This window comes from Bradyrhizobium diazoefficiens (genome assembly GCF_016616235.1).
Classification (GTDB): Bacteria; Pseudomonadota; Alphaproteobacteria; order Rhizobiales; family Xanthobacteraceae; genus Bradyrhizobium; species Bradyrhizobium diazoefficiens_H.
The window spans coordinates 5,336,540-5,353,167 of the sequence record NZ_CP067100.1 but is presented as its reverse complement, the minus strand read 5'-3'; the positions used below and the strand labels follow the sequence as shown (position 1 = coordinate 5,353,167).

The following is a 16,628-nucleotide window of genomic DNA, read 5'->3' as shown; positions in this document are numbered from 1 at the left end:
ACCGCAGGGAATTAGGGTTGAGGGGGGACTTACTTCTTCTTCTGCAGAACGCTCTGCGGATTGAGGTTGCCGATGCGGCCGCTCTCCGAGCCCGCGGCCGGATCGATCACCGCGTTGATCAGCGTCGGCTTGCCTGAAGCCATCGCCTCGTTGACGGCGCGCTTGAGCTCGTCCGGCGAGGTCGCATTCACGCCGACGCCGCCAAAGGCTTCCATCATCTTGTCGTAGCGCGCGCCCTTGACGAACACGGTCGTCGCCGGATCGGCGTTGACGCTGTTGACGTCGGTGCCGCGATAGATGCCGTCATTGTTGAAGATGATGACGCAGATCGGCAGGTTGTAGCGGCAGATGGTCTCGACCTCCATGCCGGAGAAGCCGAACGCCGAGTCGCCTTCCACCGCGAGCACGGGGTGGCCGGTCTCGAGCGCAGCCGCGATCGCCTGGCCCATGCCGATGCCCATCACGCCCCAGGTGCCGACGTCGAGACGCTTGCGCGGGCGGTACATGTCGATGACGCCGCGGGCGAGGTCGAGCGTGTTGGCGCCCTCGTTGACAAGGATCGCCTCGGGATGATCCTTGATGACGTTCTTCAGCACGCCGAGCGCGCCGTGATAGTCCATCGGCGACTTGTTGTTCATCAGCTTCGGCGCCATCTTGGCGACGTTCTCTTCGCGCTTGGACGAGATCGCCTTGGTCCATTCGGCGGGCGGGGCAGCCCAGCTCGATCCCATCGCCTGGTTGAAGGCGGAGACGACCGAACCGATGTCGCCGACCACGGGCGCGACGATCTCGACGTTGGAGTCCATCTCGCGCGGCTCGATGTCGACCTGGATGAACTTCTTCGGCGTCTCGCCCCAGCTCTTGCCCTTGCCGTGCGAGAGCAGCCAGTTCAGCCGCGCGCCGATCAGCAAGACGACGTCGGAGTCCTTCAGCACGGTCGAACGTGCCGCGCCGGCGCATTGCGGATGCGTGTCGGGCAGCAGGCCCTTGGCCATGCTCATCGGCAGGAACGGCACGCCGCTCTTCTCGACGAAGCTCTTGATCTCCTCGTCGGCCTGCGCATAGGCCGCGCCCTTGCCGAGAATGATCAGCGGACGCTTTGCGCTCTTGAGCACGTCGAGCGCACGCTTGACCGAAGCGGGCGAGGGGAGCTGCGCGGGAGCTGCGTCGATCACCTTGACCAGCGATTTCCGGCCGGCGTCGGCGTTCATCACCTGGCCAAACAGTTTTGCCGGCAGATCGAGATAGACGCCGCCCGGACGGCCCGAGACCGCAGCGCGGATGGCGCGGGCGAAACCGATGCCGATGTCCTGGGCGTGCAGCACGCGATAGGCCGCCTTGCACAGCGGCTTTGCGATCGCGAGCTGGTCCATTTCCTCGTAGTCGCCCTGCTGGAGGTCGACGATCTCGCGCTCGGAGGAGCCTGAGACCAGGATCATCGGATAGCAGTTGGTGGTGGCGTGGGCGAGCGCGGTGAGACCGTTGAGGAAGCCGGGCGCCGAGACCGTGAGGCAGACGCCGGGCTTCTTGGTGAGATAGCCGGCGATGCCTGCGGCATAGCCGGCGTTCTGCTCGTGGCGGAAGGAGATCACGCGAATACCGGCGGCCTGCGCCATGCGGCCCAAATCCGTGATCGGGATGCCCGGCACATTATAGATGGTGTTGATGCCGTTCAGCTTGAGCGCGTCGATGACGAGATGAAAACCATCCGTCAGTTCCTGCTCGGTGCCCGGTGCCTCGGACTTGGTCGCGGTATTCAGCATGGGCCTTGTCTCCCTGGTCTCAAGTAGCGGGGCGAGTTTCTCGCCCTTCTGGTGAACGTTGCTAGGTGAAGAGTTATGTGAACAGTTCCTGGCCGTGCGCTTCGACGTAAGCGGCAAGGCCAAGGGTGTGATCGCGGGCGCGCTTCTCGGCGAGCTCGGTGTCGCGCGCCTCCAGCGCTTCGATCATGGCGAGATGCTCGGGCAGCGAGGTCGCGGTGCGGTCCTTGCGTCCGATGGTGAGCTGGCGGTAGCCGCGCACGTGCAGCAACAGGTCGTTGGTGAGGTCGACCAGAACAGGAGATTCCGACAACGAGATCAGCGCCTGGTGGAAGGCGATATTGGCGCGCGAATATTCCTCGACATGATCCTCGGGCAGACGGTCCTTGCCAAAATCCTTGAAGTAGTCGCGCAGCGCCGTGATGTCTTTCTTGCGCGCGGTGGTGGTGATGAGCCGGGCCGCCATGCTCTCCAGCGCCGCCCAGGCGCGGATCATGTCGACGATCTCGCTCTTGGTCCTTCGCACCACCATGATGCCGCGGCGCGGCACGGTCTTGACGAAACCATCCTGCTCCAGCATCGCGATGGCTTCGCGGATCGGGGTGCGGCTGACACCCAGGCGCTCGGACAACGCGCGCTCGTCGAGCATCACCGGCTCGGGCGTCGAATAGATGTCCATCTTGAGGATGGCTTCCTTCAAGGCGTCATACGCCTTGTTCTTGAAGCTGCTCTCCGGGGCAATACGAACGATTGCGATGTCTGCCTCGGCCATGTTCGGCAACGCCTTGGTTGGTTTCCGTAATGACACGACGAATCTCCTCCAGTGGGAGTCGTCTTTTACAGGATTATTGACGGGAAAGTTTTTGGCATACCACATGCCAGAATGTCAAGCTGGCTATTTTTTTGCGGCGTTCTAAGTGACCTGGCGGCTTGACAAGTTGGCTTCTGGCATACCAAATGCCATCGCCAGCCATTTTTGATCCAAGACGGCGGAGTAATGTCGGCTTTATGCCACTCCGTTCCGCCGCATGGAACAGAGCGCGGCGAATGGCAAGCATCACCGGCAGCCGCTAACCACGCGCGCGCTTTGCAAAGAACGAACTGAGGTCAAGGGAGAAGCCACATGTCCAATTCCAAAGATGCCGTCCGCAAGGTGCTTGACCAGGTCAAGGCGGACAACCGCACCAGCCTGACGGCGCCGGAAGGCAAGCTGGTCTGCGACGCCTACGGCATTCCGGTGCCGAAGGAGGGCGTGGCGAAGTCGGCCGGCGAGGCCGGCAAGATGGCCTCCTCGATGGGCTTCCCGGTGGTGATGAAGATCGTCTCGCCGGACATTCTCCACAAGACCGAAGCCGGCGGCGTCATCGTCGGCCTCAAGACGGCCGAGGACGCCGAGAAGGCTTACGAGACCATCCTCTCCAACGCCAAGAAATATAAGTCCGATGCCAAGATCGAGGGCGTCCAGGTGCAGCAGATGCTGGCCGGCGGCACCGAAGTCATCGTCGGCTCGATCACCGACGGCTCGTTCGGCAAGCTGGTCGCCTTCGGCCTCGGCGGCGTCCTGGTCGAAGTGCTGAAGGACATCACCTTCCGCCTCGCGCCCGCGACCAAGGAGGATGCGCTCTCGATGCTCGACGGCATCCAGGCGCATGAGATCCTGAAGGGTGTGCGCGGCGGCGAGCCGGTGAACCGCAACGCTCTCGCCGACGTCATCGTCAAGGTCTCGCAGCTCGTCACCGACTTCCCTGAAATCGTCGAGCTCGACCTCAACCCGGTGTTCGCGACCGCCAAGGACGCGATTGCGGCGGACGTCCGCATCGTCGTCGACTTCGCCTATGTGCCGAAGCCGAAGCCGCGTCCGACCGAAGAGATCGTCGCGGCGATGAACCGCATCATGCAGCCGAAGGCGGTCGCCGTGGTCGGCGCCTCCGCCGAGGACGGCAAGATCGGCAATTCCGTGATGAAGAACCTCATCAACGGCGGCTACAAGGGCGAGATCTATCCGATCCATCCCAAGGCTGCCGAGATCCTTGGCTACAAGGCCTACAAGAGCGTCAAGGACGTGCCTGGAGTGATCGACACGGCCGTATTCGCGATCCCCGCGAAGTTCGTGGCGGCGGCGCTCACCGAATGCGGCGAGAAGAAGATTCCGGGCGCGGTGCTGATTCCATCGGGCTTTGCGGAGGCCGGCGCGCCGGAGCTGCAGGCCGAAATCGTCGAGGTCGGCAAGAAGTACGACATCCGCCTGATGGGGCCGAACATCTACGGCTTCTACTATACGCCCGCCAATCTCTGCGCGACCTTCTGCACGGCCTATGACGTGAAGGGCCACGCGGCGCTTTCGTCGCAGTCGGGCGGCATCGGCATGGCCATCATCGGCTTCTCACGCTCGGCGAAAATGGGCGTGTCGGCGATCGTCGGCCTCGGCAACAAGTCGGACATCGACGAGGACGATCTGCTCGCCTTCTTCGAGCAGGACCCGAACACCAATCTGATCGCGCAGCACTGCGAGGACCTCAAGGACGGCCGCGCCTTTGCGGAAGCCGCCAAGCGCGTCTCCAAGAAGAAGCCCGTCGTCGTGCTCAAGGCCGGCCGCACCTCGGCTGGCGCGAAGGCGGCATCCTCGCACACGGGCGCACTCGCCGGTAACGACCGCATCTACGAGGACGTGTTCAAGCAGTCAGGCGTGATCCGCGCGCGCTCGCTGCGGCAGCTGCTCGAATTCGCCCGCGGCGTGCCGGTGCTGCCGACGCCGAAAGGCGAGAACGTCCTGATCATCACCGGTGCCGGCGGCTCGGGGGTGCTGCTGTCGGACTCCTGCGTCGACAACGGTCTGTCGCTGATGTCGATGCCGCCGGATCTTGACGCGGCCTTCCGCAAGTTCATCCCGCCGTTCGGTGCGGCCGGAAATCCTGTGGATATCACCGGCGGCGAGCCCCCGATCACCTATGTCAACACGGTCAAGCTCGGCCTGTCAGATGAGCGCATCCACGCGCTGATCCTCGGTTACTGGCACACCATCGTCACCCCGCCGATGGTGTTCGCCCGCAACATGGTCGAGGTGAAAAAGGAGATGGAGGCCAAGGGCTTTGTGAAGCCGATGGTCGCCTCGCTCGCCGGCGACGTCGAGGTCGAGGAAGCCGCCGAATATCTCTATCAGAACGGCATCCCGGCCTATGCCTACTCGACCGAGCTGCCGGTCGAGGTGCTCGGCGCCAAGTACAAGTGGGCGCGCGGGGCAGGGCTGCTCTGACGCTGCCTTCGCCTCTCCCCGCTTGCGGGGAGAGGCGAATGCGATCGGAGATCGAATTCGGGTGAGGGGGACTCTCCAGGAGTCCAATTCTCACCGTGTTCGTGGAGATAGCCCCTCACCCCGACCCTCTCCCCGTAAGAACGGGGCGAGGGAGAAGAGGCGGTTCGCGTCTTGTCTGATGGGCAAATGCAGGTCGCGATGAGCAAGAACGTGATCCGGCACAAATCGCTTGAACCTCGGTCGCCATCGGAGGCCGAGCACGAGGCGCGTGACGGCGGCGTGCAGTCCGTCGATCGCGCGCTGTCAATCCTCGAAACCCTGGCCGAGGACGACGAAGGCTATCGCCTCAGCGATCTCGCAATCCGCACCGGCCTGTCGGCATCGACCGTGCATCGCCTGCTGGCGACGCTGGAAAGCCGCCGCTTCGTGCAGTTCGACCGCGCTGAATCCAAATGGCATGTCGGCGTGCGCAGCTTCACGGTCGGGGCGAGCTTCGCCCGGCGCCGCAATTTCTCCACCCAAGCGATTCCATACCTCCGAAAGCTGCGCGATCTCACCCGTGAGACCGCCAACCTCGCCGTCGTGGACGACGAATTCATCATCGTCCTGACCCGCATGGAGAGCCGCGAGATCATGCGCTCTCTGACCCAGGTCGGCGGGCGCGTCCCCATGGTGACGTCGGGTGTCGGCAAGGCGGTGCTCGCGACCTATTCCGACGAGGACGTCGGCGCCGTGATCCGCCATCACGGCATGCCCCGCCTGACCGAGAAGTCGATCGTGCGGCCGAGCGACCTGTTCAAGGAGCTCGAAAAGATCCGCAAGCAAGGTTTCGCGCTCGACGACGAGGAGGCCTGCATGGGCCTGCGCTGTATTGCCGCAGTCGTCTACAACGACTGTGCCGAGCCGCTTGCGGCGATTTCGGTTTCGGGTATGACCAGCCGCCTGACCAACGACAGATTGACGGAAATCGGGCAGATCGTGCGCGAAGTGGCCGGCGAGCTGACGCTCGCGCTTGGCGGGGTGATGCCGAAGCCCGGCTGACTGGGAATCCGGGCTCCGTCGCTGGACAGCATCAGCCGTTTTGGTTGATATGCGACCAAACGACGACAATGCGGCACCCGATCAACACGTCCGCACGAGCCTGGAGACCGTCCCCATGTTTCAATTTCCTGCGCGCCTTGCCGGCGCAGCCGTCGCGCTGACTCTTGCGGCGGCGACGCCAGCCTTTGCCCAGCAGCTCGAACTCAAGCTGATGGCACCGGCGGCCCCGGGCGGCGGCTGGGACCAGACCGCGCGCTCGATGCAGCAGGCGCTGGTCGCCTCGGGCGTGGCGCGCAGCGTGCAGGTCACCAACGTTCCCGGCGCCGGCGGCAGCGTCGGCATCGCCCAGTTCGTCAACGGCGCCAAGGGCGACGGCAACCAGTTGATGGTCAACGGCTTCGTCATGGTGGGCGCGCTCGCCATGAACAAGTCGCCTGTCACGCTCGAGCAGGTGACGCCGATCGCGCGCCTCACTGAGGAAATCCAGGTGATCGTGGTGCCGGCGAATTCGCCGATCAAGACCGCGCAGGATCTGGCCACCGCGGTGAAGACCGATATCGCCAAGGTGACCTTTGCCGGCGGCTCGGCCGGCGGCGTCGATCATGTGATGGCGGCGTTGTTCGCCGCCGCCGTCGGCGCCGACGCCAAGAAGATCAACTACATCCCGTTCTCCGGAGGCGGCGAGTCGCTCGCCGCGATCCTCGGCGGCAAGGTCACCGCGGGCATTTCGGGACTGAGTGAATATGAAGGGCAAATCAAGTCCGGCAAGCTGCGCGCGATCGGCGTGACCTCCGAGCAGCGCATCGCAGGCAGCGACATCCCGACCTTCAAGGAACAGGGCATCGACCTGGTCATCGCCAATTGGCGTTCGGTGGTCGCGCCTCCCGGCATCACGCCGGAGCAGAAAAAGACGCTGAGCGATGCGGTCGAGAAGATGGTGAAGTCGGACGCCTGGAAGGAGATCCTTAAGCAGAAGGGTTGGGAGGATGCCTATCTCGGCGGCGACGCCTTTGCAGACTTCCTGAAGAAGGAAATTGTGCGCGTCACCGACGTCCTGAAATCGGTCGGTCTGGTCAAGTCATGACCTCAGGCGATCCCGTCCAGCCGCCGCGGCGCGTCGATCGCGCCGGTATCGTCATCGCCGCATTGCTCACAGCTCTCGCCGCAGTGCTGGTCTGGGACGCGCACGGCCTGCCATCCACCGCGATGTACGGGATGGGGCCGGAGGCGATGCCGGTCGTGGTCGCCAGCGGCCTTGCGCTGCTCGCGATCGGCAATTTCATCGATGCGCTGCGCGGCAATCTGCCGGCGCGGGAGAGCGCCGATCCCGTGCCCGTGGTTTTGATCCTCATCGGCCTCGCGCTGCTGATCGCCATCATTGGCTTCGGCGGCGGCTTTATCCTGGCGACGTCGGCACTGTTCGTTACCACCTCGGCCGCCTTCGGGCGCCGTGCCATCCTCATCGACAGCGTCATCGCTCTCGTGATGTCGACCCTCATCTATCTCGCGTTCGACCGCCTGTTGACGCTGAGCCTTCCGAGCGGCCCGCTGGAGCGACTGCTGTGATGGACACTTTTGCGGCGCTGGCGCATGGCATGGTCGTCGCCATCCAGCCCATGAACCTGCTCTATGCGCTGATCGGCGTGTTCCTCGGCACGGCCGTAGGCGTGCTGCCCGGCATCGGCCCCGCGCTGACGGTCGCACTGTTGTTGCCGGTGACCTACAAGCTCGACCCCGGCGGCTCTCTGATCATGTTCGCCGGCATCTATTACGGCGGTATGTATGGTGGCTCGACCACCGCGATCCTCATCAACACGCCCGGCGAAAGCGCCTCGATGGCGACCGCGCTCGAAGGCAACAAGATGGCCAAGGCCGGCCGCGGCGGCCCGGCGCTGGCGACCTCCGCGATTGGCTCCTTCGTTGCCGGCACCATCGCCACCATCGGGCTCGCGTTTCTCGCGCCATGGCTGGTCGATTTCGCCGTACGCTTCGGCCCTGAGGACTACTTCGCGCTGATGTGCGTCGCCTTCGTCACGGTGTCCGCGACCTTCGGCGATTCCCCAGTCCGCGGCCTCACCAGCCTGTTCATCGGCCTGACGCTCGGCCTCATCGGCATCGACAAGCTGACGGGGCAGGCGCGGCTTGCGTTCGGCGTGCCTGAATTGCTCGATGGCGTCGAGGTGACGACGCTGGCTGTCGGCCTGTTCGCGCTGGGCGAAGCGCTCTACGTCGCCTCGCGCCGTCACCACGCCGAGGAGAAGCTCGAGCCCGTGCGCGGCTCGCTTTGGATGACGAAGGAAGACTGGAAGCGCTCGTGGAAGCCGTGGCTGCGCGGCACCATGTTCGGCTTCCCGATCGGCGCGCTACCGGCGGGTGGGGCGGAGATCCCGACCTTTCTGTCCTATTCAACCGAGAAGCGGCTCACAAGGCACCCCGAGGAATTCGGTAAGGGCGCGATCGAAGGTGTGGCCGGGCCGGAAGCTGCCAACAACGCTTCCGCTGCCGGCACGCTGGTGCCGCTCTTGACGCTGGGGCTGCCGACGTCGGCGACCGCCGCAATGATGCTGGCGGGCTTCCAGCAATATGGCCTCAACCCGGGGCCGCTGCTGTTTGCCGAGCGGCCAGACCTGGTGTGGGGTCTGATCGCCAGTCTTTTTATCGCCAATTGCATGCTGCTGGTGCTGAACCTGCCGCTGGTCGGCCTCTGGGTGCGGCTGCTCGCGATCCCGCAGCCCTGGCTCTATGCCGGCATTCTCGTCTTCGCGACCATGGGCACCGTCGCGGCCAAGCCGTCGGTGATCGAATTGTCGATGCTGGCCGGCTTCGGGGTGCTCGGCTTTTTGATGCGCCGGTTCGATTTTCCGATCGCGCCGGTCGTTGTTGGCCTGATCCTCGGCCCGATCGCCGAGAGCCAGCTGCGCCGCGCGCTCGCGATCAGCCTTGGCGATCCCATGACCCTGGTGCAGAGCCCGATCTCGGCGACGCTGCTTGGCATCGCGTTGATCGCGCTGCTGGCACCCTTTGTGCTCAAGGGGCTCGGGCGGTTCAAGGCGAACGAGGATTAACGCGCAATGCGGCGCGCCTGCCCACTACGTAAGCAGAGGCGCCGTTTTATTTGAGTTGCCCCGCCGGCCTGCGGGCGCAATCATCGCTGGGCTGTCCCATCTTCGCGAGAGCCCCATGCCCAAGCTCAGCCGTTTTGCCGTCGCACCGCTGCACAGCATGACGCGGCGCCTTGCCGATGTTGCCTCGGCGCGCGCCGCGCCCGATCTCGTCGTCACGGGCGCGCGGGTGCTCTCCACCTATTCGGAGCGCATCCGTCCCGGTCGCGAGGTCTGGAGCACTGGCGGCCGCATCGCGGCGGTGAAACCGGCAGGCACTGCAAAGAAGGCCTGGAGCGAGGTCGCCATTTACGACGCGGCCGGCGGCATCATCGCGCCGGGGCTGGTCGATCCGCACATCCACATCGAATCCTCGATGGTGACAGCCTGCGCCTATGCCGAGGCCGCGCTGCTCAATGGTACCACCACGATCTTCTGCGACAGTCACGAGATCGGCAACGTCATGGACGTCGCAGGCGTCGAGGCGATGCTGGAAGATGCGCGCGAGGCGCCGCTCTCGATCTTTTTGACGGTGCCGAGCACCGTGCCGGCGACCTCGGCCGACCTCGAGACCGCAGGCGGCGATCTCACGCCGGACAAGATCGCCGGCCTGTTCGATCGCTGGCCCGAAGCGGTCGCGCTCGGCGAGAAGATGGATTTTGTGCCGGTAGCGATGGGCGACGAGCGTAGCCACGCCATTCTTGCCGCCGCACTGAAGCGCGGTCGTCCGGTGTCCGGCCATGTTTATGGCCGCGAATTCGTCGCGGCCTACGCGGCGAGCGGCGTCACCGACACCCATGAAGCGATCGACCGCGACATTGCCGACGACCTGCTCGATGCCGGCGTTTGGGTGTTTTTGCGCGGCGGCCCGCCGACCACGCCCTGGCATTCGCTGCCGCAGGCGATCCGGACGATCACCGAGCTCGGAGCCTCGCACAAGCGTGCGGCCGTCTGCACCGACGATCGCGATGCCGACGATTTGCTGCTGTTCGGACTCGACTGGGTGGTGCGCGAAGCCGTGAAAGCGGGGATGGCGCCGGAGCAGGCCTGGTCGATGGGCTCGCTGCATGGCGCCACGCGGTTCGGCATGGAGGGTGACATCGGCGGGCTCGGCGGCGGCCGCCGCGCCGATCTCGTGCTGATGGACGACCAGCTGAAGCCGCAATGCACCTGGTATGGCGGCGAGCTTGTCGTCGAGAACCGCAAGATCACGCCGCTTCTCGATCAGGCGCTGTCGCAGCGCTATCAATATCCGAAGGCGGCTTATGCGACAGTCAAATTGCCGGAGAAGATGAAGTTGACGCCGGAGCTGCCGGCGAAGGCCTGCACCGTCAATGCCATCAAGACCGCGCTGCCCGGCATCACGCTGATCCACGAGAAAGTTGCGATCGAGCCGGCCAACGACTGGCCGTCGCTGTTCGCGCGCTACGGCCTCTGCTTCGTCGCGGTGGTCGAGCGCCACGGCAAGTCGTCCGGCAACGTCGCCCATGGCCTGCTCAAGAATTTCGGTCTCAAACGCGGGGCGGTGGCCTCCAGCGTCGGCCACGACAGCCACAACATCATCGTGGCCGGAACAAATGAACCGGACATGCAAGTCGCGATCTCTGCCATCAAGGAAAAGCAGGGCGGCGTCTGCGTTGTCGCCGACGGCAAGGTGAGGGCGCTGGTGCCGCTACCGATCGCGGGCCTCTTGTCCGACAAACGCGTCACTGAAGTAGCCGAAGAGGTTAAGGCCCTGAAGAAAGAGTGGACCGAAGCCGGTTGCACCATCCCCTACATGGGTTTCAATTTGATTCCGCTATCGGTCATTCCGGAAATCCGGATCACCGACAAGGGCCTCGTGCTGGTGCCGCAGATGGAGCTGGCGCCGTTGTTTGAGTGATTTCTTTCATGCGTCTATCAACATAACTGCTTGAGAAATCCGGGATTTTTCCCCGGCTGCCGCATCGTGGAAAATAAAATCGATCTCGTTGAGATCGGCTTCTGCACACCCGATGATCTCGCTCGCTGACTTAAGCCAAAGCGAGGTCCGATATGGCGAAGATGCGAGCAATCGATGCGGCCGTGCGTATCCTGGAGAAGGAAGGCATCTCGACGGCCTTCGGTGTTCCCGGGGCCGCGATCAATCCGCTTTACTCGGCGCTGAAGAAGCGGGGGTCGATCCGACACATCCTCGCGCGCCACGTCGAGGGCGCCTCGCACATGGCGGAGGGCTATACGCGGGCCAAGACCGGCAATATCGGCGTCTGCATCGGCACCTCCGGGCCGGCCGGCACCGATATGATCACCGGGCTCTATTCGGCGATCGCCGATTCCATTCCGATCCTCTGCATCACCGGGCAGGCGCCGCGCGCTCGGCTCTACAAGGAGGATTTCCAGGCCGTCGACATCGAGTCGATCGCCAAGCCGGTGACGAAGTGGGCGGTGACGGTGCGCGAGCCGGCGCTGGTGCCGCGCGTGTTCAGCCAGGCCTTCCACGTCATGCGCTCGGGCCGGCCGGGGCCGGTGCTGATCGACATGCCGCTCGACGTGCAACTCGCCGAGATCGAGTTCGATGACGAGACCTATGAGCCGCTGCCGGTCTACAAGCCGGCCGCGACCCGCAAGCAGGTCGAGAAGGCGCTGGAGATGCTCAATGCCGCCGAGCGCCCGCTGATCGTCGCGGGCGGCGGCATCATCAATGCCGATGCTTCCGATCTGCTGGTGGAGTTCGCCGAGATCGCGAATGTGCCCGTCGTCCCGACGCTGATGGGATGGGGCGCGATCCCCGACGACCACGTGCTGATGGCCGGCATGGTCGGCCTCCAGACTAGCCACCGCTATGGCAACGCCACGCTGCTGGAATCCGACTTCGTGCTCGGCATCGGCAACCGCTGGGCCAACCGCCACACCGGCTCAGTCGAGACCTACACCAAGGGCCGCACCTTCGTGCATGTTGACATCGAGCCGACCCAGATCGGGCGCGTGTTCAATCCCGACCTTGGCATCGTCTCGGACGCCAAGGCCGCGCTCGAACTCTTCGTCACCGTCGCCAGGGAGTGGCGCCGGTCAGGCAGGCTTCGCGAGCGCCAGGCGTGGCCCGCGTCTTGCCGCGATCGCAAGAAGACGATGCTGCGCAAAAGCCATTTCGACAACGTCCCGATCAAGCCGCAGCGCGTCTATGAGGAGATGAACAAGGCGTTCGGCCGCGACACCACCTATGTCACCGTGATCGGCCTGTCGCAGATCGCCGGCGCCCAGTTCCTGGGCGTCTACAAGCCGCGCAACTGGATCAATGCCGGGCAGGCGGGCCCGCTCGGCTGGACCCTGCCGGCGGCGCTCGGCGTACGCGCGGCGTGCCCGGATCGCGAGATCGTCGCGCTGTCGGGCGACTACGACTTCCAGTTCCTGATCGAGGAGCTCGCGGTCGGGGCGCAGTTCAATCTGCCCTACATCCACATCGTCGTGAACAATTCCTATCTCGGCCTGATCCGCCAGGCCCAGCGCGGCTTTGATATGGACTATCAGGTCCAGCTCTCGTTCGAGAACATCAACGCGCCCGAGCTCGGTGGCTACGGCGTCGACCATGTGGCGGTGGCCGAAGGCCTCGGCTGCAAGGCGATCCGCGTCACCGATCCCAAAGATGCGCAGGCGGCATTCGCCACCGCGCGCGAGCTGATGGCCAAGCATCGCGTGCCCGTGGTGGTCGAGTTCATCCTCGAACGCGTCACCAACATCGCGATGGGGACCGAGATCGACAACATCGTCGAGTTCGAGGAGGTGCTGGACCTGCCGCTGGACGAGGTCGGGACCGTCAGGCCCGGCGTGCTGCAGCCGGCGGAATAGGGGAGAGCATCATGCCGAAATTTGCCGCCAACCTCACCATGCTCTTCAACGAGATGCCGTTCACCGACCGCTTCGCTGCGGCGAAGGCGGCAGGCTTTGCCGGGGTCGAGTATCTCTTTCCCTATGATTTCGAGAAGGCGCAGCTGCGCGAGCAGCTCGAGGCTCATGGCCTGACCCAGGTGCTGCACAATCTGCCCGCAGGCAACTGGGCCGGCGGCGAGCGTGGCATTGCGATCCTGCCCGATCGCGTTGCCGAATTCCGCGATGGCGTGTTCCGCGCCATCGACTATGCCAAGGCGCTCGATTGCGACCAGCTCAACTGTCTCGTCGGCATCGCACCTGATGATGCCGATCCGCGCGAGCTGAACGAGACGCTGGTCGGGAATTTGCGCTTCGCGGCCTCGACGCTGGCCCGCGAGAATATCAAGCTGCTGGTCGAGCCGATCAACACGCTCGACATCCCCGGCTTCTTCCTCAACGGCACCGAGCAGGCGGTGCAGCTGATCTCCGAGGTGCGGTCGAACAATCTGTTCGTCCAGTACGACATCTATCACATGCAGATCATGGAGGGTGATCTCGCCCGCACCATGCAGGAATATCTGCCTGAGATCGCGCACATCCAGCTTGCCGACAATCCCGGCCGGCATGAGCCCGGCACCGGCGAGATCAACTATCCCTTCCTGTTCCGTCACCTCGACGCGATCGGCTATCGCGGCTGGATCGGCTGCGAGTACAAGCCGCGCACCACGACGCTGGAAGGCCTGTCCTGGCACGCCGCGCAGTCGTTTGAGACGTGAGACACAGCGGAGGTGCGCTTCCTCTCCCGCTTGTGCGGGAGAGGGCTGGGGTGAGGGTGCCTCCGCGATGGGACTCGCGCGAGATGCATCGAGAATCCCCAAGAGGAGAGAAACCGTCACCCGGCACTGCGTGCCGACCTCTCCCGCAAGGGGGAGAGGTGTACCGAGTCCGCGGATCGATTTAGCCAACATAATCTGGGAAAGCACATCATGATCGACATCGGCTTCATCGGACTTGGCACCATGGGACGGCCGATGGCCGGCCATCTTCTGGCCGCGGGCCATCGTGTGCTCCTGCATGACGTCGCACCGGTCGCGCCGGAGCTGATCGCGTCCGGCGGTGTCGCCTGCAAGTCGGCCAAGGAGGTCGCGGAGGAGGCGGATGCCGTCATCATCATGGTGCCGGATACGCCGCATGTGGAGGCCGTGCTGTTCGGCAAGGACGGCGTCGCGAGCGGCATCTCCAAGGGTAAGATCGTCGTCGACATGAGCTCGATCTCGCCGCTGGCGACCAAGGAATTCGCCAGGAAGATCGAGGCGCTCGGCGCGGACTATCTCGACGCGCCGGTCTCGGGCGGTGAGGTCGGCGCGAAAGCCGCGAGTCTCACCATCATGGTCGGCGGCCCGGAGCGCGCCTTCAACACCATGAAGGGCGTGTTCAGCAAGATGGGCAAGAACGTCACCCATGTCGGCGCCAATGGCGACGGCCAAACCACCAAGGTCGCGAACCAGATCATCGTGGCACTGACGATCGAGGCGGTGAGCGAGGCGCTGCTGTTCGCATCGAAAGCCGGTGCCGATCCCGCGCTGGTGCGCAAGGCCCTGATGGGCGGCTTCGCCTCGTCGCGGATTCTCGAGGTGCACGGCGAGCGCATGGTGAAGCGCAATTTCGAACCCGGCTTCCGCATCGAGCTGCATCAGAAGGATCTCAACCTCGCGCTCGAAGGCGCTCGCGCGCTCGGCCTGTCGCTGCCGAGCACGGCGGTGGCGCAGCAATTGTTCTCGTCCTGCACCGCGCACGGCGGTAAGGGCTGGGATCACTCGGCGATGGTGCGGGCGCTGGAACTGATGGCGGGGCACGAGATCGCGGCGGTTTGAACTGTTACGCGGTAACACTCTCTAGACGTGATGCTTCTTTCATCACAGCGGAACCGGAACAATGATCCCGCCCCGCGGTTGAAGCCGCACAACAACACTGGAGAGTGTGGATATGAAAACCCGTCTTGCGATTTCGTTGGCTGCCGCGTCGCTGCTGGCGTCGAGCGCAGCCTTTGCCCAGTCGACGACCGTCGAGGGCGCCGCGAACGGCGCGCGTGCGGGCGGCGATATCGGCGGCCCTGTTGGCGCCGCGGTCGGCGGCACCGTCGGTGCGGCCGTCGGCGCTGGGCTAGAGATTCCGAACGCTATTCTGGGCGGTATCCCGCGTGATGATTCTGTGGTGGTGCACGAGCGCGTCGTCGTCGGCGAGCCGCTGCCGCCGACCGTGGTGCTGCGCCCCGTGCCAAATTACACCCAGTATCGTTATGCCGTCGTGAACGACCGCCGCGTGATCGTCGAGCCGCGCACGCGCCGCGTCGTCAAGATCATCGATTGATCGCGTAAGGCAGCGATCGGAATATCGGGCCCGCGGAGTGACTCTCCGCGGGGTTTTGTCAACGACTGGACGTCAGAGTGGCTCGCGCACGCCGAGGCCATGCATGAAGCGCTCCCGGATCTGCACGGGATCCCGGCGCGTGGTGCCGACGCCCGGCTTGTCGTCGATGCGGATCGCAATAAAGCTCGGCTCGGAGCGGGACATCGCCTCGTCGACCAGGCGCTCGAAATCCTCCTCGTCGGCGGCCCAGGCGCTGTTGGCGAGCCCCGAGCCGATGGCGATGGCGACGATGTCGGCCACACTCGCAGCCGGTGTCGGCTGCGCGCCGGTAATCTGGTAGATGCCGTTGTCCATCACGATCATGATCAGATTCTTCGGCTTCAACGCCGCAATGGTCGAGAGGGCACCGAGCTGCATCAGGAGCGAGCCGTCGCCTTCGAGCGCGAAGATGCGGCGGTCGGGCTGCGCCAGCGCAACGCCCAGCGCGATCGGGAAGGCGAGACCCATGCTGCCGAGCATGTAAAAATTCTGCGGGCGGTGGCCGGCGGCCCAGAGGTCGAAATTGGTGTTGCCGATGCCGCCGATCACGGCTTCTTCATGCTTGAGCTTTCCAATCAGGCGCGACGTGACGTCGTAGCGGTTCATCACTTTGGTGTTGCGTGTAGTCATGGCCGGACTCACTTGTCGAAAACCTTGCCGCCCGTGAGCAGCGGGTTGAGGATCAGCGCCACCGGCGCCTGCGTGGTCACGGCCTGCTTGATCGAGCGATCGGCGATGAATTCGAACTCGTCGAGCCGGGTGATGGTGTGGTGCTCGAGCGCGAGCGAGTCCAGCACGGGGCGCATGGTGCGGCAGACCAGCGACTGGCCGTAATTGAACTCGCCGAGCGTGCCGCGTTCGGACACGAACATGATCAGTGGGATCTGGTAGGGCACCGCCAGCGAGGCCAGCACATTGGCGAGCGTGGCAAAGCCCGAGGTCTGCATCAGCACCGCGCCGCGCCGCCCGCCCATCCAGGCACCCGAGACGATGCCGACGGCTTCCTCCTCGCGGGCGGTGGCAAAGGTGGTGAAGTAGGGATCGGCGTGCAGGTTCTTGATCAGCGGCGTCAGCACGCGATCGGGCACGTAGGGGATGAGACTGATCTCGTTCCGCTTCAGCGTCTGCAGGACGATGCCGTGCCAGCTTTTTTCGCTGGACCCCTGTGCCGCCTGGATCTGCTGTTCCGCAGTCGCCATTGCGTTCTCCCTCGAGCCG

At 64.6% G+C, this 16,628-nt stretch carries 14 protein-coding genes; 10 read left to right on the top strand and 4 right to left on the bottom strand.

Annotated features, from left to right (window positions below):
• Positions 1-29: 29 nt before the first annotated feature.
• Positions 30-1,763 carry an oxalyl-CoA decarboxylase gene (gene oxc / locus JJB99_RS25565; protein ID WP_200495030.1) on the bottom strand — a complete coding sequence of 578 codons (1,734 nt, stop codon included), beginning with the start codon at positions 1,761-1,763 and terminating at the stop codon, positions 30-32.
• Between the two features lie 73 nt (positions 1,764-1,836).
• Complete coding sequence (locus tag JJB99_RS25560) at positions 1,837-2,532, bottom strand: GntR family transcriptional regulator (protein ID WP_200495029.1); 696 nt, start codon at positions 2,530-2,532, stop codon at positions 1,837-1,839.
• Between the two features lie 351 nt (positions 2,533-2,883).
• Between JJB99_RS25560 and JJB99_RS25555 the strand changes: the two genes are divergently transcribed.
• The 10 genes from JJB99_RS25555 (at position 2,884) to JJB99_RS25510 (ending at position 15,371) form a co-directional block, all read left to right on the top strand.
• Positions 2,884-5,013: an acetate--CoA ligase family protein gene (locus JJB99_RS25555; protein WP_200495028.1), complete on the top strand. Its 2,130-nt coding sequence runs from the start codon at positions 2,884-2,886 to the stop codon at positions 5,011-5,013.
• Positions 5,014-5,211: 198 nt separating this feature from the next.
• On the top strand, positions 5,212-6,054 hold the full coding sequence (locus JJB99_RS25550) for an IclR family transcriptional regulator (protein WP_200500302.1): 843 nt from the start codon (positions 5,212-5,214) through the stop codon (positions 6,052-6,054).
• A 115-nt stretch (positions 6,055-6,169) separates the two neighbouring features.
• Entirely contained in the window at positions 6,170-7,138 is a 969-nt protein-coding gene (locus JJB99_RS25545) for a Bug family tripartite tricarboxylate transporter substrate binding protein (RefSeq protein WP_200495027.1), read from the top strand.
• The gene (locus tag JJB99_RS25540; RefSeq protein WP_200495026.1) at positions 7,135-7,620 is read left to right on the top strand and encodes a tripartite tricarboxylate transporter TctB family protein; all 486 of its coding nucleotides are present in this window, start codon (positions 7,135-7,137) and stop codon (positions 7,618-7,620) included. Before JJB99_RS25545 ends, JJB99_RS25540 begins: the two co-directional genes overlap by 4 nt.
• Positions 7,620-9,119: a tripartite tricarboxylate transporter permease gene (locus JJB99_RS25535; RefSeq protein ID WP_200495025.1), complete on the top strand. Its 1,500-nt coding sequence runs from the start codon at positions 7,620-7,622 to the stop codon at positions 9,117-9,119. Before JJB99_RS25540 ends, JJB99_RS25535 begins: the two co-directional genes overlap by 1 nt.
• Positions 9,120-9,234: 115 nt before the next feature.
• Positions 9,235-11,037 carry an adenine deaminase gene (locus JJB99_RS25530; RefSeq protein WP_200495024.1) on the top strand — a complete coding sequence of 601 codons (1,803 nt, stop codon included), beginning with the start codon at positions 9,235-9,237 and terminating at the stop codon, positions 11,035-11,037.
• A 152-nt stretch (positions 11,038-11,189) separates the two neighbouring features.
• Positions 11,190-12,980, top strand: a complete 1,791-nt coding sequence (gene gcl / locus JJB99_RS25525; protein ID WP_200495023.1) for a glyoxylate carboligase — start codon at positions 11,190-11,192, stop codon at positions 12,978-12,980.
• An 11-nt stretch (positions 12,981-12,991) separates the two neighbouring features.
• Positions 12,992-13,777: a hydroxypyruvate isomerase gene (gene hyi, locus JJB99_RS25520; protein ID WP_200495022.1), complete on the top strand. Its 786-nt coding sequence runs from the start codon at positions 12,992-12,994 to the stop codon at positions 13,775-13,777.
• Between the two features lie 210 nt (positions 13,778-13,987).
• On the top strand, positions 13,988-14,875 hold the full coding sequence (locus tag JJB99_RS25515; protein WP_200495021.1) for a 2-hydroxy-3-oxopropionate reductase: 888 nt from the start codon (positions 13,988-13,990) through the stop codon (positions 14,873-14,875).
• Positions 14,876-14,987: 112 nt separating this feature from the next.
• On the top strand, positions 14,988-15,371 hold the full coding sequence (locus JJB99_RS25510; protein ID WP_200495020.1) for a DUF1236 domain-containing protein: 384 nt from the start codon (positions 14,988-14,990) through the stop codon (positions 15,369-15,371).
• Positions 15,372-15,443: 72 nt separating this feature from the next.
• On the opposite strand, the gene JJB99_RS25505 is transcribed toward JJB99_RS25510, so the two are convergent.
• Positions 15,444-16,040, bottom strand: coding sequence for a thiamine pyrophosphate-dependent enzyme (locus JJB99_RS25505; RefSeq protein WP_200495019.1), 597 nt, complete (start codon positions 16,038-16,040; stop codon positions 15,444-15,446).
• Positions 16,041-16,048: 8 nt separating this feature from the next.
• Positions 16,049-16,609 (bottom strand): thiamine pyrophosphate-binding protein, encoded by a 561-nt coding sequence (locus tag JJB99_RS25500; RefSeq protein ID WP_200495018.1) that lies wholly within the window; start codon positions 16,607-16,609, stop codon positions 16,049-16,051.
• Positions 16,610-16,628 lie beyond the last annotated feature (19 nt).